This window comes from Streptomyces sp. NPDC046759, assembly GCF_040645475.1.
Classification (GTDB): domain Bacteria; phylum Actinomycetota; class Actinomycetes; order Streptomycetales; family Streptomycetaceae; genus Streptomyces.
In genome coordinates this window covers 1-20,098 of record NZ_JBEYYJ010000021.1, presented here as the reverse complement: position 1 = coordinate 20,098, position 20,098 = coordinate 1, and the positions used below count along the sequence as shown (strand labels likewise).

The following is a 20,098-nucleotide window of genomic DNA, read 5'->3' as shown; positions in this document are numbered from 1 at the left end:
CGCGATCGACACCCCCGAGGCGCGCTTCGGGCCCCTGAGTCAGTTCACCATCACCAACTCCAACCATCCCAACCACCCGGTGCAGACGTGAGCCCTGCACACCTACCTGCTGCCGCCGTAAGCGACGAGGCTCGGTAGGTGCGGTCGAGGTGACCCCTCGTCAATTGGCTCCAGGCCTACTTGGCTGGCTCCAGGCCTACTCGGCAGCGCAGGTCGTGGCCTCGGATCCAGTCGGTTCCGTAGACCTCGTGCCCGTGCTCTCGTCCTTCTTGCGTGCCTCGATGGGGGCGTAGCGCCGCCGTTGAAGCGCATCGCGTTCACTGTCCGGGATCGCCATCGACTCGGCAAGCACGGCGGCGAGCGCGTCCACCTGGGTGTTGTCGATGTCAGCGTGGAAGTGCCACCGGATGTTCTCGTCGCGCGTGATGAGGTCGATCGCCGAGCGCGCTTTGTTCTCCTGTGCGGTTGCTGCTCGGACGTATCGGACCTGGTTGATCGGGATGACTTGACGGATCTCGCCTTGCTCAAGGAAGGCGTTCGTCTCGGCTGTGATGATGCGTCGATCCGTGACGGCGACCAGTGTCTTTGCCGGGGCCTTGTCCATCGCTGCCGCCAACATCTCCTTCGCTCCACCGAGGATCGCGGAAAGGGGTACGGCTCGAGAGTCAGCGATTTGGGTGCGCAGACGACGCCCGGAGCCTCGATTGGAGGGGCCGGCGGATGGAGAGCGTCGGCAAGAGGCTCGATCGCCTCCAGAAGACGGGCGGAGACTTGGCGCGCTGCGTTTGAGTCCCTCCGCTTCCCCAGCAGTGGCAGTGTGTCGCGTCCGGGGAGCTCGGCAATGATGCGTAGCTCCCGCGTCAGCGAGTCGACGAGGCTCGTCGTCTCGACGAGAGCGGAGTCGAGCTCTTTGCGAGTGTCACGCGCAATGATGTCGACGAGCCGCGCCTCGCCGGCGTCGTCGGGTCCAGCGGCGCGCGCCCGCGCGGCGTGGAGCGCCTGATATCCGGTCCATGCCTTGAGGGAAGACAGCAGGGCGTTGGCGTCGAAGAAGATCGCCGCGGCGTTCGTCTGGAGATACTCACGGCGGGCATGTAGGTCGAGCTCATGGATCTGCCCGATGTGGTCGCGGACGTTGAGTCGGTACAGCTCGAGCTGCTTTTCCAGGTCCGCCTCCTTGTCCGCGACCTTGTGCCACAAGGTGGTGGGGACCGATTCGACCTCTCGGGCGTGGGCGACTGCGCGATCGACGGTGGCGACGAGGCCCGTCAGTTCGGCCCACTGCTCGTTGCGGATGGTGGTGAGTACCTGGCTGGTCAGCGCAATGTTGGTTCTGACAAGGCCGGTGACCTCGCTCAGCTGCATCTGAAGGCCGATCATGGCCAGCGTCGGCCCGATCGCGGCCGCGGTCTGCGCCGCGCTCACCGCGGTCACGGGGATGAAGCGGGCCTGAGCGATGAAGCGGCTGGAGGAGATCACCGTTCCGAGGTTCGCGCCGTCCTTGACGGCGAGCGTTGCGCCGGCCTGCAGTAGAGCTCGTGTGGCGTCGCTGATCCTATAGAGCCCCTGGGCGCTGGCGAATGCGTTTGCGAGGTTGCCGGCTACGGTCGCCGTGTTTCCGGTCGAGGCGAGGACCGTGGAGATCTGCTTGCGGTCGGTGGCCGGCACGAGCCCGAAGTCGAGCAGATCAGGCCTGAGTTCCGCCGGGACCTCACCGAAGACGACAGCAACCCCTGGGAGCACCTCCGCCAGGACCGTCGATGGCGTCGTTGAGTCGATGTCCGAGTCGGGTGTCGGATCATCCACGACAGGTGAGTCGGCGGTATTGCTCTGGCCGTTCTCCTCAGGCTCGGCGATCTCCGTCGAGTCCGAAGGGTCCTGCATGCGATCTCCTCCCCGCGGGGCGCGCAACGGCCAGACGTCGTCGGCGTTCACTGCCGGAGTCTACGGCTCGGCGCCCTGCGGTTCAGCCAGAATCCACCGGACTGATCCCGGACTTGCTGGTGCCGAGCATGGGTGCACCCGGCGGCGCAGAGCCGCTCCCAGTGCGCTTGTCGGCCACTCCACGTAGGGCTATCAGCAGCCGAAATGCCCTCGCTCGCCTTGCGGCAGATGATGGTGGATCACCGGACGGCAACATGCCGGGTCTCAGGTCATTCGGTTTTGGTGGATTTCGTCCCGCCGCCGTCTTTAGTTGGTGGCTCGTAGGCTTTCGCCAGGCCCTTCCCGATGGTGTCGTTGAGCTGCCCTGCCACCTCCTTGTTCGCGGTAACCAGGGAGACCAGGGCGAAGAGTACAAGCGTGGCGGTGATGCTGTTCGCAACTGCCTTGCTATGCCGCAATACGGGCGCCTGCGGCGCCAGTACGCCAAATACCAGAAGAACAGCGGCTGGTACCACTCGCGTCCTGAGGAATTCTTTGACCCGCTGGCTTTGCGGAGGTGCAGGCGGCGCATGCTCGAGCAAGGCTTCCCGGTCGCCGGCGAGCATGGCTTCGATGCCGTAGACGAGCGAGGCGACTACCGAATCGATGTCTTCTGGTCCCGCCGCCGTCGCAATGGGGTGCTGATGGAGGCGGATGAGAGTTGCTAGCCGGCGTGCTTCCTCGGTCAGGGTTTGGCGAACTTGGCGGCTGCTGGTGCGGTCGAGACGCTCAGTGAGGCGGAACGAGAGCTCGGCATAGGCCGCCAGGTTGTCGAGGTCTCTCTGCCAGCTGCGTGATTGTCTGGGGGACGACCACTGACCGCGTCCGGTGTGCAGCGATTCCGCGCAACGCAGGGTCTGCAACGCGAGGTTGTCCAGGGAGTGGCTACCCGGGACGTGGGCTCTTGCCATCCTGAGGCTGACGAATTCCAGCCCCCGTGTCGGATGTGAGGCGGAGGTTAATGCGTGTGTGGTGAGCACCGTTAGCACGAGTACAGCTCCGCGCCAGTCTATGATATGTAGGGCGCCAACGCTGAATGGTGTAGGTCTGTCTGAGGCAATGGCGATGATGGGCATCCCCATCAAAATTGTCGTACGAGGCGGCCACTTAAGGCGGATAAGCATGAGTGTTACAAAGAAGGCGGGACCCAACAGCCCTGCTATCTGCGTCTCCCCGTTCGGATTGTGCCATTCGAAGCTCGCAAGGACGATCGCACCCACGAGTATTGTCTGGACCAGCAACGCAACGAACTCGACCGCGTCCACCGCTCGGGTGTGGGAATAGTGGACTCGAACTGCTGCTGCTCGCACCCGGGAGCGGAGAAGAACCGCTCGTGCTGGCGGCTGCACCCCGAGGGTAGCGAGCCGGGCGATGTCTTGCATGACGAGATCTCTGGCCGGCGCTCCCGACTCGAACCATCGGAGCATCGATCCCCCCTGTGACGATTCTCCAGGCAAAGGCCTATCGTCCAAGCTCCGCTGCGGTCTGGCGGCGGAATTTCTGCATCTCACTGAAGCAGGTTCATCGCGGACAGGACAGGCCCGTGCCCTTCTGCGCTGGCTGAAGGAATGTTTCGAACAAGGTTCCAACTTGACCGCAGGGCCCGCTTTTTCCAACCTTCCTCGGACTTGGGCCGGCGGGCCCCGGTCCCATGTGACGCTGGCGGCCGCCGCGCGGCGCGGACGCGTGTCCTCCTTGCCCATAGTACGGGCGGGTTGCCTGGTGTCGTGAGAGCCCCTCACACTGCGTTGGGCGCCGGGCCGGCCTCATCTGAGTAATCGTCAAGTCCTGTGGATCGGTTGATTGCTTCAGGCTGCGTTGGCGGCGCGGCCTGAAGGTGCTGGACGGCCTCGGCTGCGGTGTAGGAGGAGGCGAAGGTGAACGCGCGGGGGGACGGCCCGTGCGACCGCAGGTCCGCCAGCCGCTCCAGGGCCTCGTCGATGGTCGGGAGGTGACCGGCGGGGACCCACCAGAGCACCAGGTGCGCCTCGACGTGCCGTTCAAACCATTCGCGGCGCCGCTGCATCGCCCCTAGGTGCCCGCTGCGGTAGGTGAAGTGCCACAGGGCTTCCTGGGTCTCCCACACCGACAGGGTGACGATGACGTTCTCGCCCGCGGGGCGCAGGCCGGTGGCGTCGGCCGCCCCGTCCTCCACGAGTCGCCACACGAAGCCGGGCGCGGCGTCGGCGGAGGCGTTGACCGGGCCGAGCATCTCGACGAACGGCGCCGTGCGCGGGTCGTCGAGGGGGTGGCGGAGCGTGGCGACGTTGAGGTGGGCGAGATGGGCGGCATGCGTGGATGCGGTCATGGCCTCATCCCAGCACGGCCGACTTTTCTATGTCAATCACCATCGTTTTTAGAAGTCTCGACCACCACGCAGCAGTCACCCGGCCGGGCGTCCATGCGGGCGTGGACGGGACCGTCCGTGCCGAGCAACCCCTCCAGCAGCGCGAGATTCATGCCGCAGACGAGCGGTGGGAAGCGTTCGGCGACTGCATGGAAGGGGCAGTTGCGCATACGGACAACGCGTGCGGCTGCCCCGGTCGCCCCCTCGGCGCCTTCCAGGTGCGGTTCGTAGCCGCGGGCGGCCAGCATCTCCACGGCCTGTTCGAGGCCGCCGCAGGGCGCAGCCGAACCGCGCAGGGCCTCGCCCCGGCGCCGCGCGGCCGCGCAGAGCTCGGCGTCCAACCCGGCCTGCTCGGCGGCCTCGGCCAGCAGCTCGGCGGCGGTGCGGTAATCGCGGGCGGGCAGCGAAACCGACCGCTCGGCCCGCGCCCGCGTATACACCTTGGCCGGACGGCCCGCCCCCGGCCCCGAGCGGCCCGTCAGGCGGCGGCTGCCGCTCTCCAGCAGCCCGGCCTCGGCCAGCCTGTCCAGATGGTGCGCAGCGAGCGTGCGCGCCACCCCGGCCGCCTCGGCGGCCTCGTTGCGGCCGACCTCACGGCCCTGCGCCGCCACGTACTCGTACAGACGGCGCCGCACCGGATCCTGCAACGCCGCAATCGCGTCGATGTCCTCCACCCAGCCATTCTAGGAACAACACAGGTTGGAGATAGAACGGCGGGACCCGACCCCGGCCAGTGTGCCCGACTCCATCAGGTACTGGCGCAGGCAGAACAAAGCCAGCGCCTCCAGCAGCCTGCCGAGCGAGGCGAGCGCGCGATGGAGGTCCGGCACCCACAGCTCGGCGTGATGCAGCGTGCCGTGCGACGGCCGGCTCATGCGGCCCCCGCCTCGGCACGTTCGACGAGCCGGCCGCGTTCGAAGCGGGCTCCGGCCCGGACGAGGGCGACGAGGTGGGGTGCGTTCACGGCCCGCCAGCGGGCCTGGGCAGACTCGACGAGCTTGAAGACCATCGCGAGCGCAGCGGCGCGGGAGCCGGCGCCGCGGGTGACCCTGGTCCGCAGCCGGACGGTGGAAAACACGGACTCGATCGGGTTTGTGGTCCTCAGGTGGATCCAGCGCTCGGCGGGGAAGTCGTAGAACACCAGCAGCTCCTCCTGATCGTCGGTGATCTTCTTGACCGCCTTGGGGAACTTCGCCCCGTAGAGCTTGGCGAACGTCCTGATCGCCGCCTGGGCGTGACCGCGGTCCTCGGCGTTGTAGATGTCCTGGATCGCCTTCTTCGCGCCCGGCTGCGCGGACTTCGGCATGGCGTCCAGGACATTGGCCATTTTGTGAACCCAGCACCTCTGCTCGCGGGATATGCACGGCAGTCGCCACGATCACCCCATCGGGACCCCGTCGTGGCCCTCAAGATGGGCACGACGACAGCCAGTCAGGCAACGGCGCGGGCCGACACCGGGTCTGCATTCCTCCGGCTACCTGCCGTCCGCTGCCCTGGAGCCAGCCTCCGACTGCCCCTGGCCCGCCGCGGCCACAGGTTCGTGCCTGGCATCGCCCGGTGCCGTGACCGGCTCCGGGTGCTCCCATGCCTCGGGCAGCAGCAGCACGGCCAGGTTCGCCGCTGCCACGAGCACCGCACCTGCCAGCAGTGGTGCCGAGGTGCCGAGAAGGGTGGCAACCGGAACGGCCACGGCCAGGCCCAACGGGCGGGCGGCAAACGAGATCAGCGCGTCGAAGGAGCCTACCCGCCCGAGCACCTCCTGCGGGATGCGGCGCTGGATGGCGGTCTCCCACAGCGGGCTGAGCACTCCTAGACCGAACATCGCCAGGAAGTACGCAGACGCCGCCCAGGGCAGCGCCAGTCCCAGCCCGAAGGCCGCCAGCGGCAGCGCGAAGACGGCCGCGCCCACGGCCACGCCGACCAGCGGGCGGCGCATCGGCATCCGTCCTGCGGCAAAAGCACCGACCAGCATGCCGACGGTCCCCAGCTGGGCCACCAGGACCCACGCGCCGTCACCGCCCATGCTCCGGACAGCGATCAGCGGTCCCAGGGTGAGCAGGAAGCCAGCCGCCAGATGCCATACTCCATGGCCCAGCACATTGGTGAGGAACCAGCGGTGGCGCCGGGTCTCGGTCCAGCCTTCGCGCAACTGCGCCCGGAACCCCGCGTGGCCGCCGTCGGCCGGCCTGGTGGCCCGGCGGGTGTGCAGGCCGCCCAGGGTGGTCGCAGAGCCGATGAAGAGCGCGCCGGTCAGGAGCGAGGACCAGCCGGCGCCGAGCATGAGCATCATGCCGCCCGCCGTAGCAGGGCCGGCGGTCTGGGCCAGGCCGGTGGCGACGTCCAGCCGCGAGTTCAGCCGCAGCCGCTGGTCGGCGTCGACGGTCGCCGCGACCAGGGTGCGGACCGCTGGGGTGCCGACGGCGACCGCGGCGCCGGTGACCGCGGCGAGCACGGCGAGGTCGGGCACCCGGACCAGGCCGCACAGCAGCTCCGCGCCGATCGCGGTCTGCGCCGCGCCCCTGAGTAGATCGGCAGCGAGCACGACCCGCTGTGGCGGGAAGCGGTCCGCCAGCACGCCGGCGACCGGCAGTAGCACCAGCATGGGCAGCAGTTCGCATGCCAGCACCAGGCCCAGATCCCCTGCCGAACCCGTCGAGCCTGCGGCGTGTCCTCGAAGCAGCGCGAGCGTGAGCGTGGTGGGTATCAGCGCGGTGGCCAGCGCCGCGCAGGTACGGCCGACCAGCAGTCGGCGCATGGGTTGCGTCATGCACGCATAGTATTTCGTCAGCTAATCGTTTGGCAACGAAATATAAGTTGGCGTAGCATACTGAGGGCATGGACACCGAGACTCAGGGCCGGGAGCGGCCCGCAGAAGGGGACGACTCCGTCGACGTGCACCTTGCACGCTGGCGCGGCAAGGCCCCGTTCGACGCGCGGGTGGAGGGGATCATCACCCGCATTCAGCTCCTGGCCAAGCATGTCGGCCAAGCCAAAGACCGCGCCCTGGCCGAGGTTGGCCTGCACGAGTTTGAGTTCGCCACACTGCACCGGCTCGGCGCACGCGAGGCCCCGGGGCGAGCCACCCCCTCCGAGCTAGCGGCTGAACTCATGCTCTCCCCTGCCGGCATGACAGGCCGCCTGGACACCCTGGAGCAGTCAGGGCTGGTGCGGCGTGTGCGCAGCAGTCAGGACCGACGCCGGGTGGACGTGGAGCTCACCGAGGCGGGGCGCACCCGCTGGCTGGCCGCGATGGAGCTGCGCGGGCAGGCGGAGGACTCGATGGTCGCCCCGCTCGACCCGGCAGAGCAGGACGCACTCAGCGCCCTGCTCAAGCGGATGCTGATCCAGGCGGAGGCGGACAGCCGCCACCGGTGAACCCCGAGTCGATGGTGTTGCTTCTCCCCGTCAGGCCTCAGTATCTCGCCGGCCGCCGCCACAGCTACCCAAGCACACTCACGTTCGACCGACACCCCGCAAGATCGGATCGAAAACAGCGGCTGAAGCCTACCACCACCAGGCCGACAGAGCCCGCCCCGGCCGCGTAGGGCAACAGCTCAAAGCTTCTGCCCGTCCAGCAGGTAATCGGGCACCTGCTGCTCTCCCATCACCGACGAAACGCCGTTTGTGACATCGTCCGACCGGCCCTCGAACACCTTCCACCCCTGAGAACGGGGAAGGACCATTTCGACCTCCCCAGGTCACAGCCCTTCCCCGGCCAGCGCCCACGCGCCCACCCCGTCAGTTCGGACCCATACGCGGTCACTGACCTTCGCGCCACCGCGGCCTTCAGGAGCTCCCGCAGATCCCGCGGAAAAGGCTCCTTGCCCATCACGGCCGCCAACATCACCTCGACCACCGCGCGCACCCGGATATTGCTGCGCTGGGACACCTCCACCAAGATCTCCCACGACTCCTCCATCGAGCAACCGAGTTGAGCCCACAGGATCCCGCGGGCCACACCTATCCGGGGCCAGCTCTCCAAGCACGCTTGAGCTGCTCGTTCTCTGTCCGAAGCCGCATGATCTGCTCAGTATCGGACTCCAAGGGACCCACGTCGGTGTGCTGCGGAGCATCGGCAGGCGACGGGTCTGCACTGGCATGCTTCTCTTGTATTTCCTGGGGAGGCTGCATGCCAGAGGCCTGCCCTCAGCGCCCACCGACACACGAAAGCCCTCACAAAGCCTTCCGTGACCCCTCTTACTGATCGTTTCAAAAAGAGGTCCATCAAGAGGGTCTCGAAGGCTGAAGGCAGGCGCCCTTGACCTGCCCCGTGGTAGGCATGTGCGGTGATTGGTCGCCTCCCGCTCGACGAGCAGCTCGCTGCCCTAAGGTCTGTGCTGTCCCGTAACGAGGTGCTGGTGGAGGTGTTGAACCGCACGGCTCGATTGCGGCTGCCGGGCTGGTACCTGACGGCAGGCTGCCTGTTCCAGACCGTTTGGAACGTGGCCACGAACAGGCACCCCACCAGCGGGATCAAGGACTACGACGTCTTCTACTTCGACGATCACGATCTGTCGTGGGAGGCGGAGGACGCTGTCATCAAGGCCGCCGACCATGCCTTCGCCGACTTGCCGGCACAGGTCGAGGTCCGCAACGAGGCCCGCGTCCACCTCTGGTACGAGCAGAAGTTCGGCGTCGCGTGTGCTCCCCATACCTCCACCGAGGCTGCCATCGACAGCTTCGCTGCTACTACCTGCTGCTTGGGCGTTCGCCTGGAACGGGATGGGCACTGGCGCGTCTATGCACCGCATGGGCTTGCCGACGTGTTCAATCTCGTCGTCCGGCCCAATCCAGTGCTTGCTCCGCGCGAGGTGTACGAGACCAAAACCGCCCGCTGGCGGCAGCAGTGGCCCGAGCTGACCGTGCTCGACTGGCCTTCCGCTCCCACCACCCTGACGCCTGCCTCAACATGATGCGTGGAGTCGACGCAGACAGATGATGCTGCACGCGAGTTGAAGCAGGCCGACGTGGAGGTCAGAGCGTCGTTCACAGCGGACACGGATGCGCTTGAACTGGTGCAGCCAGGCGAAGCAGTCGGCGCCAGGCCGTCACACCGGAGCAACCCACGGGACTCCGTCGGAACATCGCGCCAGGCGACACCAGTTCGCAGCACGTACATCACGCCAGCGAGTGCCACTCGATCGGGAACGCGCAGGCGCCCGGGGTGGCGACGGCGCCGTTCGGGAGTGGGTGGCAGCAGCGGGACCACGCGATCCCACAGATCGTCCGGAACAAGATCAGCACGCACTCGGACACCCTGCCCACCGGGACCGTCAACGGCAGACCTGCAGCTCTACTTGGCCCAGAAAGTGTCTGGTCGTGAGGTGGCGGGCACGAACCGGATCAGTTCAGCGACGGCGGAACCCAGGCGTGATGACGCAGGATCATACGTGTGGCGACCCGGGATGGAGTCAGTCGCATCGCCGTATTCCGCAGGGGGACGGCCAGTGGGTGAGAAAGCTGTTGGCCCATCCTGCCGGCCTGCCGGGCAGCCCGTGCGACGGCCTGGCTGCGGGGCCGGCGCTCGGCGTCGTAGCGGGCGAGCGCGGCCTCGACGGTGGGCTCGGTGGCGAGGGCGGCGGCGAGGGTGACCGCGTCCTCCAGTGCCTGGCAGGCACCCTGTCCGAGGTTGGGGGTCATCGCATGGGCCGCGTCGCCGAGCAGCGTGATCCGACCGACAGCGTATGAGGGGAGCGGCGTGCGCAGTTCGTTCACGTCGTGATGCAACACGGCCTCGGACCGGGTCGCGGCGAGCAGGGCGGGGATCGGGTCGTGCCAGGTGTGGAACCGTCGGCGCAGTTCGGCCAGCGGGTCGGCGAACCGCGTGCCGGCGGGGTGGCTGAGGACGGCGTGCCACTCGGCCCGCCTGTCCCGGAAGGCGATGTGCCCGAATTCCGCGCCGCGGCCCCAGGTCAGCTCGAAGTCGGTCCGCAGATCGACCGCGCGCTCGGTGATGGCACGCAGTACCGTCGAGCCGCTGTAGACCGGGCCGGGATGGTCTGGGAAGAGACGGCTGCGAATTTTGCTGCCGATGCCGTCGGCCGCGACCACCAGATCGGCGTTCAGGACCGTGGTGGCGCAGTCGACTTGAACCGTCCCAGGGCCGGTCTGCTCGACCCCGGCCGCCTCCGAGCCGGTCACCAGTGACTCGGCGGGCAGGGCGTCGCGGAGCAGTCGGTGCAGGGCGGAGCGGGGGATGCCCATGATCGGTGTGCCCACCTTCTTCTCCAGCGTCGAGCCGTCCATCCGGGCCAGCCAGCCGCCCCGGGGCGTCCGGGTGCCGCCGCTGTACTGGCCTCGCGATGCTTCCCGAACCGCGTCGCCGACCCCGAGTTCGTCCAGTGCCCGCAGGGCGTTGGCGGCCAGTGAGATGCCTGCCCCCGCGTCCTCAAGCATGGACGCGCGCTCGAGGACCGTCACGTCCCATCCGATGCGGTCCAGGCCGATCGCGGCGGCCAGCCCGCCGATGCCCCCTCCGACCACCACTGCCGTGTTCCCCATGCCGGAGCCCCCTGCTTCTACATCTGTAGAAGCGCACCTTATCCCGAGTCTCTACGGGTGTAGAAAGGGGCCATGGCTTCGGATCGGCGCACTCTTCTGGCGGACGCGGCTCTCGACGTGCTCGTCGACGAAGGGATACGCGGCCTGACCCACCGCGCGGTCGATCGGAAATCCGCCATGCCGCCCGGCACCACCTCGGCCTATTTCCGCACCCGTGCCGCGCTGCTGACCGGACTCGTAACCCGCCTGGTCCACCTCGACCAGGCGGAACTTCAAACGATGACCGAAGAGCTTCCACCCCTGCGCACCGTCGAGGAACTGGCGGACGCCATGGTGCTGCTCACCCGACAGCGACTCACCGGCGAGGGCCGCCGACGCTCGCTCGCCCGCCATGCCTGCGCCGTCGAGAGCGTGCGCGACCCTGAACTGCGGGAGATCCTCGTGCCCCGCGAGAACGCCGGCCGCGAGGCCGTCCGGCTGTTCCTCACCGCACACGGCGTCACGGACGTCGAGAACCGCACTCACACTCTGCTGACCTGCATCGACGGACTGGTCTTCCACCGACTGGTGAACGGCGGCGAAGTACCGCGCGAGGCTCTCGACGGCCTGGTCGCCGCCGCGCTGCGTTGAGGACCCAGGCGTCCACGGTCCTACTCGAACCGGCCGACAGCCTCAGCTGCCTCCACCGCCTGCGGACCTCATTCTGAAACGATCGGTTAAGCACGCCCGTCTGGCCGCGGAGCAGTATCCCCATCTTTCCGAGCGACCGACCGTGTTCCTGGTGCAGAGCGCCCCGCTGTACGGAGTGATCGGTACCCCCTACCAATACAGCACCGGAGGGCTCCAGGTGCTGCCGGCCACCGACCAGCCACTGCCCTACGGACATCCGGGACTGCGCTGCTACCTCGCCTCACAGATGGTCCGCAGGCTCCGTGCCCACACCGTCATCGCCCTCGGCGACCTCCCCGATCCCTGACCCGCAACTCCCCAAGCCCCGCCCCCTTGCCTCCACACTCCCCGACGCAAAGGCAAGGACGGCTTCCCACCCTGGTGCCGCCCTGGCCTCCCCCCTCCCCCCTCCCCCCCCAGGAAACATGAGCCCACAGCCTGCACAGCCCGTCATCGACACCCACGTCATCCTCCGCGACGGCGACAAAATCCTCCTCTCCCAGCGCGGCGGCCCCTACGGCTACGGGCGGTGGCACATGCCCCCAGGGAAGCTCGACCAGGGCGAACCCCTGTCCGTCGGTGCCGCCCGCGAGCTCTTCGAGGAGACCGGCATCACCGTCAATCCTGCCGAACTCGAGCTGGTACAGGTCGTACACCACCGCCAGGACGACGAGGTGCAGCGGATCGGCTTCTTCTTCGAAGCCGTGAAATGGCGGGCGAGCCCGTCAACAAGGAACCGTCGAAGTGCCTGGCGCTCACCTGGTTCACCACGCACGAGTTGCCTGACGACATCATCGAGTACCCGCGAGCCGGCCTGCTGGGCTACCTCAACGGCACCGGGCCGCTCGTGGAGCACGCCTGGCACTAGATGCCACCGTTTGGGCGTCGAGTGCATGCGGATCGCAGAACATCTCACCGGCACGGACCACGTCGCGGAGTGCGCTGCCTGCGCGCCGACGCGTACGTCAACCTCCAGCGTCCAGCGTCCAGCGTCTAACCAAGCGTGCGACCTGCGACTTTTCTCGATGACACGGTCGACGGCCGTTTTCTGCGTCCGGGCTCTGCTCGCGCCCTTCCGCTCGTTCGCGTCCCGGCCCCGTGCACCGGAGCAGCGGCACGCTCGGCGTTTCGGCCATCGCCGCTCCCACCCTTGGCCCATGCGCCGCAAGGGGCGACGCAGCCCACAAGCTCCGGCGCGTGCTCAATCCCAGGGCTGCCAACACGACTGAAACACGTGTGTTCGAAATTCCGGCTGGCTCGTTGAACCACAGCAGGAGCCGCACAACCTCAAGGGGGACCACGTTGAGTTCGGCCAAGACCCAAGCACACACGACTCCTCCTCACGTGGCACGGGGCAAGGAGTACTCGTACCGCGACACCTTCCACTGCGGGGCTCCTGCGCGGATGGGCACGGTCACGATGGCGGGGCGATTGCCCGCGCCGGCTTTCCGGGCGCTGAGCTGGTGCAGGTCGGGAGGGGCCTGGTGAAGAGGTTTTTCGGGCGGGTGCGGATGGCCGAGCCGGAGGTCTCCGACGCCGAGCAGGAACTCTTCGGCGGTCCTTTGCGCTACGACCTCGGCTGGTCGGAACACGAGCGTGCCCGGCTGGACCTGACGATGCTGTCGGCGCTGCGCTCTATGCCGAGGCTGGTCGGGGCGACCTTGCGGATGGCGTGGCAGGCGGACCGGCGCGCTCTGCTCACGGTCGCCATCAGCGAGGTGGGGCAGGGTGTCGCTGCGGCGGTCGGGTTGCTCGCCATCAACGCCGTCATGCACGCGCTGCTCGGCTCGGGCACTCCTGAGCATCGGTTGCACGCGGTCCTGCCGGGCCTGCTCGCCGCCGCAGCAGCGGCCGTGGCCAACTCGGCCCTGGCCGGATGGTCCACTTCGCGGGCGGGCCGGCTGGAGCCGCTGGTCGAGCGGATCGCCACCACCCAGTACCTGGCCGCCGCCGCCTCGGTGGAACTGGAGGCCATCGAGGACCCGGAGTTCAGGCGGCTGATCGACGTCGCCCAGTACGGCACCGCCTCCGCCCGCCGCATGATCAGCGCCTGCGTGGCCGCGCTGAACGGGACCATCTCCTTGATCTCCACGGCCGGCGTCCTCACCATCCTCCACCCGGTCCTGCTGCCGATGCTGATCCTGATCGCGGCGCCGCGCGGCTGGGGAGCGATGCGGGTGGCGCAGGAACGGTACGTGTCGGTGATGACCTGGGTCGAGCACGTACGGGCCAGCCGCCTGATCGGCAACCTGCTCACCGAGCGCTCCGCCGCGCAGGAGGTACGCATCCACGCCGTCGGCCCGTTCCTGCTCAGCCGCTACGAGCGGATGGCCGAGAGCGCCGAGGCCGAGCAGGAGCGGCTGGCCGCCGGCAAGGCCGTCACCGAGTGGGTGGCCGCCGCGCTGTCCGGTCTGGCCATGGCGGCGACGTACGCGGCCATGTTCGTGCTGATCACGAGCGGGCACATGAGTCTGGCCGTGGCCGGGACCGCCGTCATCGCCGTCCGCTCCGGCTCAGCCAGCCTGGGCGCGCTGGTGATGAACATCAACCAGCTGCACGAGGAGTCCCTCTACGTCCGCGACCACGCCCGCTTCCTCAACGAGGCGGCACACCGCACTATCCCCAGCGGGGGCGATCTCATCCCGGCACAGGTCAAGCAGGTCGTCCTCGACCAGGTGAGCTACCGCTACCCGGACCGGGACACCCCCGCCCTGGACGGCGTGACCCTCACCCTGCCCATGGGCACGGTCACCGCCGTCGTCGGCGAGAACGGCTCCGGCAAAAGCACCCTGATGAAGGTGCTGTCAGGCCTGCTGCTACCGCAGAGCGGGACAGTGTTGTGGGGTGATGCCGACGTGGCTTCCCTGGACCGCTTCCAGGTCTTCGACCGCGTCGCACTGCTCACCCAGGACTTCCAACGCTGGCCCGTCACCGCCGCGTTGAACATCCGCATCGGACGACCCACCCGGGAAGCCGACCCCGACACCCTGCAGCCGTCCGTCGACTACGCAGGAGCCGGACCGGTCATCGCGAAACTCCCCCACGGCCTGCACAGCCTGCTGGCCCGCATGTTCCGCGGCGCCAACGAACTCTCCGGCGGCGAATGGCAGAAGATCGGCCTCGCGCGGACCCACTGGCGCAACTCCACCTCACACCACGACGGCGTCCTCATCGTGGACGAACCCACCTCCGCCCTCGACCCGGAAGCCGAAATCGCCGCCTTCGACCGCATCCGCCGACTCGCCGCCCCGAACCGCGCCGTCGTCCTCGTCACCCACCGCATGTCCGGCGTCCGCCACGCCGACCACATCTACGTCCTCCACCACGGACGACTTATCGAACACGGCACCCACGACGAACTCATGACCACCAACGGACGCTACGCCTCCATGTTCAACGCCCAAGCCGCCCAGTACACGGCCGCCGGCACCATCCCCCACCCCACCACCCCCGCCATCACAGACCCCGCATGACCCGCCCGAAAGACCCAGCTGTAACGGCTGCACCCATCGAGGTCGCAAGCTCAGATCACAGCCACGCCTGACCGGCGAGGACTTGGCCGAGGAGGGGCCTGTCCATTTCCAGTGCCTTGGCAATCTGGTCCTGCCCGACGGCCGTGGCGGTGCTCGAGGCGGCGATAAGCCCCTCGGCCCACAACTGCCGTAGGGCCACGCCGATGTGCTGTTGAACCCTTTGAAGGGGGATTGCGTCGTCCGGCCAATCCTCCCGCAGCTTACTGAGTCCGTGGCTGGCGGCCTTAACGACCGCGGAGGGGTAGGTGTCGACTCGCTCCAGGGCGTAGTCGCACTCGCCCCGTTCGATCAGGACGTAGCAGGCGCCGGTGTAGGCGCTCACTCGCACGTGGGCGTCGCCGAATGTCCAGGCCCGCTCGCCCGGATCGCTGAGCATGTCGTCAGCGATCCAGAGATTGAAGCAGTCGGTGGCCCACCATTCGTCGGGCGCGATCACGACCCGGTCTTCTCCTGGATACCGGATGACGACGGCGGAAGCGCCGTCCTCTTTGGTCGTACCGCGGCCGTAGACGGTGTCACCCCACTTCTCCACCGGCTCCCAGATGACGTCCTCTATGGAAAGGTTCTCGTCTATATACCAGTCGGGATCGTCCATCGGTGACCTCCTTGCCGTGCCGGTGGGGAGTCGTGGGCGTAAGTCTGCCGACACCAACCCGGCAGGGTACGCCCGGTCCGCCATGCTATGGCGGTGAGCGCGTTGGCGCGGATCCCATTTCGCGGTGCGGTAGCTGCTGGTCCCGCGCCGGGGCCAGTCGCACGGCGCCGCCTCGTCATCGGTTTCGCGGTCCTGCAAGGCGGCCGCTGGCCTCCAGGCCCGGCATGACCGTTGCCCCCGTCGATCGGATGACCTGGGGTGGTGTCGCCGGGCCCGAGGGGTGCCGTCGAAGACGCTGATCAGAGGTTCGGCCACTGCCCGGCCCGGCGCATGCCGGGCAACTCGCGGGCGGCAGGCCTGCATGACCTGGAGGCGCGCGAACGGCCCCACCGCCGAGGCCGGCACGCATCGAAACATGGGGGCACGGTGATCGACACGACGCCACGGGCGTCTTCCTCGGCCTCGACGTCGGCAAGAGCAACCATCACGACCACGGACTCTTGCCGTCACGCTCACCGGCGGCAACCGCCACGACGTCACCCAGCTCCTGCCACTGATCGACGTCATCCCACCGATCCGGGGTCAACAGGGACGTCCCCACCGCAAACCCCGGCCCATCTACGCCCACAGGGGCTACGACTTCGACAAGTACCGCCGCCTGCTAGGGAAACGCGGCATCAAGCCGGTGATCGCCCGACGCGGCGTCCCCCACGGTTCGGGGCTTGGCAAGGTGCGCTGGGTGGTCGAGCGTGCCTTCGGCTGGCTGCACCAGTTCAAACGGCTCCGTGTCCGCTACGAACGACGCCGACATCCACCAGGGTTGTTGACCCTGGCGTGCAGCATCATCTGCCTTCGAAAGCTCCGGTCAGCCTCATGAAACCGTCAGTCGGGAAGGAGATCCCGGGCATGGTCGTGGGCCCACTGGGCGAACGTACGGGCCGGGACCCCGGTGGCCTCCTCGGCTGTGGGCGCCGGGCCCGCCGCGGTCGGATCGAATTCCTTGAGTGCCTGCAGGTCTGCCTCGCCGCCTGAATAGTCCTCGAAACCGAGGAGGAAATCTGCGTTCGCTGCTGCGAAGCCACCTTGCTTGCGGTAACTCTCCAGTGCCTCGTCCCGGCTCACGACTTCAAAACGGATCGGGTGCCCGACAGCCTCGGCGATGAGTTCAACCTGTCGACGATGCGACAACATTTCGGGTCCGTTGAGGGTGTACGCCCGTCCGCAGTGTCCATCCTCCAGCAGAGCCAGGGCCGCGACATCAGCGATGTCCTGCTCGTGCACAGGGCACCAGGCCGCGTCGGGATTGGGGTCACGCACCACGTCCTCAGCACGGATGGACGGACCCCACAGGGCCAGCTTGTTCATCGCGAACTCGCCGGGGCGCACGTAAGTCCACTCCAACCCTGACGCCTCTACGGCCTGTTCGACCGGCAAGTGGAAGTCGCTGTCGAAGCCTGTCGTGACAGCCCCAGAGGACAGCACCACAATCCGGCGCATGCTGGCCTGCCGTGCCAAGGCAACCACTTCCCATGCCGTTTCGGCGACCGGGAAGAGATACATCCGGTCGACGCCCTTCAACGCTTCGGCGAGTGATTCCGGTTGCATGAGATCTCCCCCAATCACGCGCACTGATTCCGGGAACGCGGCCGCGCGTGGGCTGCGGGTCAGAGCCCGCACCTCCGCGCCGGCCTCGACGAGTCGCCGGACCACGTTCCGGCCGACATTACCGGTGGCTCCGGTTACCAAGATCGCCATGATGCTCCTTCTGACCGCGACTGCTCACGGGAACGCCTCACCACGAGAGGGCAGCCCCATCCCACGTTGAGTCGACCGACGAACGCAGGTGTCCAACGAGAGGCTGTCGGCCACGGCGGCGAGGATGGCAGGCAGCGTGGAAGCGCCTCTAGTCTCCCGCCGAACGCATTTTGAAACCGTCAGTAAAAGCGCCGAGAAGGAACGGGAGGCCCGTCGCCGGGCGCCCGGTGATGAGACGTACGCCGCCGAGGCTCTCGCTGCCGCCACCCAGAAGCACTCGGACGCCGTCCGGCACGTCAGGGAGCCCGAAAGGGAGCGGCAGACGCTGCTGACCGCTCTGGGTAACCGGCGGCCGCGGCCGGGCCTCCGTGCGGCGGAGGAGGACGGCGAGCCGAGGGCGGCGCTGACGCTCACCCCGCAAGGCGTCGCCGAGGCGATGTGGCAGGGCCTGGCCGCGTACGGTTTCGACGGTGGGAGGTCCTGGAGGCCGGGTGCGGGTCCGGCGCATTCTTCGGGGTGGCCCCACAGGCCGTGCGTCTGACGGGCATCGAGCTGGACCCCACCACCGCGGCGATCGCGGCCCGGATCTACCCGCACGCCAATGTGCTGCCCGAGTCGTTCACCGCTACCGACGCCCCGGTCGGCACGTTCGATGCGGTGATCGGGAACGTGCCGTTCGCGCAGGCCCCGTTCGGGGAGCGCCGCTACGGCGCGACCGGACACTCTCTGCACAACGGGTTCATCATCAAGCAGCTCGCGCTGCTGCGGCCGGGCGGCTACATGGCCGTGATCACCTCACGGTGGACCCTGGACGGCGAGGACACCTCCGGCCACCGGGCCATCTCCCGCTGGGGCCGACCTGGCGGCCGCCTACCGGCTGCCGGCGAGCACCTTCGGGGAGACCGCCGACACCGACGTCGTCGCCGATGTGCTGGTCTTCCGCCGCCGCGCCGAGGGCGAGGAGCCGGGCGACCAAAGGGGGACCGAGGCGCCGGAGCGAGAGCTGGGAGGCAACACCCTATCCGTGAACGCCTACTTCAGCTTGTGGGGTGGGACGGTCCCCGCGGGCGCGGGGAGCACCGCCGCTCGGAGGAGCTGACGGAGGAGATCGAGGGACCATCCCCGGCAGGCGCGGGGAGCACCAGGCTGAGGACCCGAACGCCAAGGTCGGCCAGGGACCATCCCCGCAGGCGCGGGGAGCACTGGCCGACGATTCTCGCGAACTGCAGGCCGTTGGGACCATCCCCGCGGGCGCGGGGAGTGTCCCGTCTCGGTCGACCTGGACCCAATCTCACATGATCTGGTCCGGGTCGCTTGTGATCTCAGATGGTCGCGTCCCGGGCATGGAGGAGGAATCGGGCCTCATGGAGGAGCCTCGGTGTGCGATACCCACCGGGCGTGGACGCCTGAACAAGGCGCCTGGCTCGGTCGGGGCTATGATCCAAATCTTCGAGCGATTGGGGACCTGGTGGGGATATTTCGGCGCGGAGAGCGTCGTGAGGGGATGGACCAACCGCGCGACGGAGAATTCGCGTTCCTGTCCGAGGGAGAGGCTGCCCGGTTGCGCACCTTCGTCCGCGAAGCTTTCGCGGAGCGCGGCATCGAGGTGACGGTCGGACCGGGACGCGCGACCGCGGACGCGGGTTGGCGCTTCGGTCTCTCCAATCTCGCGGCGGTGTGCCACAACGACAGCCGGGGCCCTCGGAGCTGGCGGACGCTGGTAGACGAGCATGTCGACCGGGCCATCCGTTCGATGAATGGACCGCAGGCTCTCAAGACCCTGCCGCACGAACAACTCCTGGCCCAGCTCTACCCCCGCTTCATCCCCGGCGATCCCGCGAGCCTGAAGGCCTTCGGGTACGCTCCCCAGTCGGTCCCGGGACTCCTGGAGGTGCTGGCGCTCGACCTCCCGGAAACCGTCGACATGCTGACCGCAGACTCCCTTGCCGAGCTGGGTGATCTCACAGCCCTTCGGGATCGTGCATTCCAGAACCTCCGGACCGTCCGCGTTGACAAGCACAAAGTGGTCAAGGACAAGGACGGCACTCACTTCGACGTGCTGATGGGCGGCTCATACTTCATCGCGAGCCTCGGCCTGGTCCTCGACGAGGTCGTCCGCCGCTACACCAAGGACGCGCTGGTGCCGAACGGGATCCTGGTCGCACTGCCACACCGGCACCAACTCGCCTTCCACGTCATCCGCGACAAAAGCGTGGCCCCATCGCTCCAGACCATGGCCCGGTTCGCCGCCGCGGGGTTCGAGGAGTCACCGGGCGCACTGAGCCCCTCAGTGTTCTGGTGGCACGAGGGCAGCTTCACCCAGGTCGCCACGCAGGACAGCACCGGCCTGCACATCAAACTCACCCAGGAAGCCATGGACCTGGTGACACGCCTTACGGACGGATAACCAGTCCTGCCTCAACCTGCAGCCCTGGTGTCACTTTCGAAACACCACCGGCGGACCACATCGACTGAGACAACGGACCAGATCACATGAGATTCGAAGAAACTCACCGTCTCGAGTGATCTGGTCCTCGCAGGTCACAACCTCGACTACGAACCAGATCAGATGAGACGGGCCCGGGAGCACACGCAGGCCTCGCGCACGGACCGGTTGTGGGTGGAACCATCCCCGCGGGCGCGGGGAGCAGTTGGTGAGTCGGCGGTAGCCGATGAGAGCTGCGGCGATGCCGACGAAGGCCAGGAAGTGCACGGCCTTGCGCTCGTAGCGGCGGTGCAGGCGGCGGCAGCCGGCCAGCCAGGAGACCGTCCTCT

At 67.9% G+C, this 20,098-nt stretch carries 16 protein-coding genes and 6 pseudogenes; 9 read left to right on the top strand and 13 right to left on the bottom strand.

The features are described 5' to 3' along the window. Nucleotides 1–102: 102 nt before the first annotated feature. From ABZ919_RS26205 to ABZ919_RS26175, 7 genes and pseudogenes are all read right to left on the bottom strand, one after another. On the bottom strand, nucleotides 103–1,935 hold the full coding sequence (locus ABZ919_RS26205) for a hypothetical protein (RefSeq protein WP_361252321.1): 1,833 nt from the start codon (nucleotides 1,933–1,935) through the stop codon (nucleotides 103–105). Between the two features lie 218 nt (nucleotides 1,936–2,153). Beyond that, a complete protein-coding gene (locus tag ABZ919_RS26200) occupies nucleotides 2,154–3,188 on the bottom strand; it encodes a hypothetical protein (protein ID WP_361252320.1) in 1,035 nt (344 codons plus the stop codon). Nucleotides 3,189–3,661: 473 nt separating this feature from the next. Further along, nucleotides 3,662–4,231, bottom strand: a complete 570-nt coding sequence (locus ABZ919_RS26195) for a DUF3291 domain-containing protein (protein WP_361252317.1) — start codon at nucleotides 4,229–4,231, stop codon at nucleotides 3,662–3,664. 32 nt (nucleotides 4,232–4,263) lie between these two features. Beyond that, entirely contained in the window at nucleotides 4,264–4,944 is a 681-nt protein-coding gene (locus tag ABZ919_RS26190; protein ID WP_361252315.1) for a helix-turn-helix domain-containing protein, read from the bottom strand. A 102-nt stretch (nucleotides 4,945–5,046) separates the two neighbouring features. Beyond that, nucleotides 5,047–5,145, bottom strand: a pseudogene (locus tag ABZ919_RS26185) (glyoxalase); the annotation flags it as partial. Next, a pseudogene (locus ABZ919_RS26180) lies at nucleotides 5,142–5,627 on the bottom strand (transposase); the annotation flags it as partial. The pseudogenes ABZ919_RS26180 and ABZ919_RS26185, both read right to left, overlap by 4 nt. Before the next feature lie 117 nt (nucleotides 5,628–5,744). After that, a complete protein-coding gene (locus ABZ919_RS26175; protein ID WP_361252313.1) occupies nucleotides 5,745–7,037 on the bottom strand; it encodes an MFS transporter in 1,293 nt (430 codons plus the stop codon). 68 nt (nucleotides 7,038–7,105) lie between these two features. Between ABZ919_RS26175 and ABZ919_RS26170 the strand changes: the two genes are divergently transcribed. Next, nucleotides 7,106–7,645 (top strand): MarR family transcriptional regulator, encoded by a 540-nt coding sequence (locus tag ABZ919_RS26170; protein ID WP_361252310.1) that lies wholly within the window; start codon nucleotides 7,106–7,108, stop codon nucleotides 7,643–7,645. Between the two features lie 229 nt (nucleotides 7,646–7,874). Here the strand turns inward: ABZ919_RS26170 and ABZ919_RS26165 are convergent, their stop codons facing one another. Then, a complete protein-coding gene (locus ABZ919_RS26165; protein ID WP_361252595.1) occupies nucleotides 7,875–8,228 on the bottom strand; it encodes an ANTAR domain-containing protein in 354 nt (117 codons plus the stop codon). Between the two features lie 328 nt (nucleotides 8,229–8,556). Here ABZ919_RS26165 and ABZ919_RS26160 point away from each other — a divergent pair, with 328 nt between their 5' ends. Continuing rightward, a complete protein-coding gene (locus ABZ919_RS26160) occupies nucleotides 8,557–9,183 on the top strand; it encodes a nucleotidyltransferase family protein (protein WP_361252308.1) in 627 nt (208 codons plus the stop codon). Nucleotides 9,184–9,301: 118 nt separating this feature from the next. On the opposite strand, the pseudogene ABZ919_RS26155 reads toward ABZ919_RS26160, so the two are convergent. Both ABZ919_RS26155 and ABZ919_RS26150 read right to left on the bottom strand, forming a co-directional pair. Beyond that, a pseudogene (locus ABZ919_RS26155) lies at nucleotides 9,302–9,518 on the bottom strand (transposase); the annotation flags it as partial. A 95-nt stretch (nucleotides 9,519–9,613) separates the two neighbouring features. After that, nucleotides 9,614–10,771 (bottom strand): FAD-dependent monooxygenase, encoded by a 1,158-nt coding sequence (locus ABZ919_RS26150; protein WP_361252306.1) that lies wholly within the window; start codon nucleotides 10,769–10,771, stop codon nucleotides 9,614–9,616. 72 nt (nucleotides 10,772–10,843) lie between these two features. On the opposite strand from ABZ919_RS26150, the gene ABZ919_RS26145 reads away from it, so the two are divergent. The 5 genes and pseudogenes from ABZ919_RS26145 (at nucleotide 10,844) to ABZ919_RS26125 (ending at nucleotide 14,913) form a co-directional block, all read left to right on the top strand. Continuing rightward, a complete protein-coding gene (locus tag ABZ919_RS26145; RefSeq protein WP_361252303.1) occupies nucleotides 10,844–11,401 on the top strand; it encodes a TetR family transcriptional regulator C-terminal domain-containing protein in 558 nt (185 codons plus the stop codon). A 151-nt stretch (nucleotides 11,402–11,552) separates the two neighbouring features. After that, nucleotides 11,553–11,747, top strand: a complete 195-nt coding sequence (locus ABZ919_RS26140) for a hypothetical protein (RefSeq protein WP_361252301.1) — start codon at nucleotides 11,553–11,555, stop codon at nucleotides 11,745–11,747. Between the two features lie 118 nt (nucleotides 11,748–11,865). Next, a pseudogene (locus tag ABZ919_RS26135) lies at nucleotides 11,866–12,051 on the top strand (NUDIX domain-containing protein); the annotation flags it as partial. A 98-nt stretch (nucleotides 12,052–12,149) separates the two neighbouring features. Next, nucleotides 12,150–12,308, top strand: coding sequence for a hypothetical protein (locus tag ABZ919_RS26130; protein WP_361252611.1), 159 nt, complete (start codon nucleotides 12,150–12,152; stop codon nucleotides 12,306–12,308). 643 nt (nucleotides 12,309–12,951) lie between these two features. Next, nucleotides 12,952–14,913 (top strand): ABC transporter ATP-binding protein, encoded by a 1,962-nt coding sequence (locus tag ABZ919_RS26125; RefSeq protein WP_361252593.1) that lies wholly within the window; start codon nucleotides 12,952–12,954, stop codon nucleotides 14,911–14,913. A gap of 55 nt (nucleotides 14,914–14,968) precedes the next feature. Here the strand turns inward: ABZ919_RS26125 and ABZ919_RS26120 are convergent, their stop codons facing one another. Further along, entirely contained in the window at nucleotides 14,969–15,568 is a 600-nt protein-coding gene (locus ABZ919_RS26120) for a hypothetical protein (RefSeq protein WP_361252298.1), read from the bottom strand. A gap of 499 nt (nucleotides 15,569–16,067) precedes the next feature. Between ABZ919_RS26120 and ABZ919_RS26115 the strand changes: the two are divergent. Next, nucleotides 16,068–16,445 (top strand): annotated as a pseudogene (locus ABZ919_RS26115) (transposase); the annotation flags it as partial. Between the two features lie 5 nt (nucleotides 16,446–16,450). Here ABZ919_RS26115 and ABZ919_RS26110 read toward each other — a convergent pair. Next, on the bottom strand, nucleotides 16,451–17,323 hold the full coding sequence (locus ABZ919_RS26110; RefSeq protein ID WP_361252295.1) for an NAD(P)H-binding protein: 873 nt from the start codon (nucleotides 17,321–17,323) through the stop codon (nucleotides 16,451–16,453). Between the two features lie 1,378 nt (nucleotides 17,324–18,701). Here ABZ919_RS26110 and ABZ919_RS26105 point away from each other — a divergent pair. After that, complete coding sequence (locus tag ABZ919_RS26105; protein WP_361252293.1) at nucleotides 18,702–19,730, top strand: hypothetical protein; 1,029 nt, start codon at nucleotides 18,702–18,704, stop codon at nucleotides 19,728–19,730. Between the two features lie 243 nt (nucleotides 19,731–19,973). On the opposite strand, the pseudogene ABZ919_RS26100 reads toward ABZ919_RS26105, so the two are convergent. Then, a pseudogene (locus tag ABZ919_RS26100) lies at nucleotides 19,974–20,098 on the bottom strand (IS5/IS1182 family transposase); the annotation flags it as partial.

Excerpts from the sequence above, each read along its gene's own strand:
- ABZ919_RS26195 (WP_361252317.1), bottom strand. The coding sequence starts at position 4,231 with ATGACCGCATCCACGCATGCCGCCCATCTCGCCCACCTCAACGTCGCC.
- ABZ919_RS26145 (WP_361252303.1), top strand. The coding sequence starts at position 10,844 with ATGGCTTCGGATCGGCGCACTCTTCTGGCGGACGCGGCTCTCGACGTG.
- ABZ919_RS26170 (WP_361252310.1), top strand. The coding sequence starts at position 7,106 with ATGGACACCGAGACTCAGGGCCGGGAGCGGCCCGCAGAAGGGGACGAC.
- ABZ919_RS26125 (WP_361252593.1), top strand. The coding sequence starts at position 12,952 with ATGGCCGAGCCGGAGGTCTCCGACGCCGAGCAGGAACTCTTCGGCGGT.
- ABZ919_RS26130 (WP_361252611.1), top strand. The coding sequence starts at position 12,150 with ATGGCGGGCGAGCCCGTCAACAAGGAACCGTCGAAGTGCCTGGCGCTC.
- ABZ919_RS26175 (WP_361252313.1), bottom strand. The coding sequence starts at position 7,037 with ATGACGCAACCCATGCGCCGACTGCTGGTCGGCCGTACCTGCGCGGCG.
- ABZ919_RS26120 (WP_361252298.1), bottom strand. The coding sequence starts at position 15,568 with ATGGACGATCCCGACTGGTATATAGACGAGAACCTTTCCATAGAGGAC.
- ABZ919_RS26110 (WP_361252295.1), bottom strand. The coding sequence starts at position 17,323 with ATGGCGATCTTGGTAACCGGAGCCACCGGTAATGTCGGCCGGAACGTG.
- ABZ919_RS26150 (WP_361252306.1), bottom strand. The coding sequence starts at position 10,771 with ATGGGGAACACGGCAGTGGTGGTCGGAGGGGGCATCGGCGGGCTGGCC.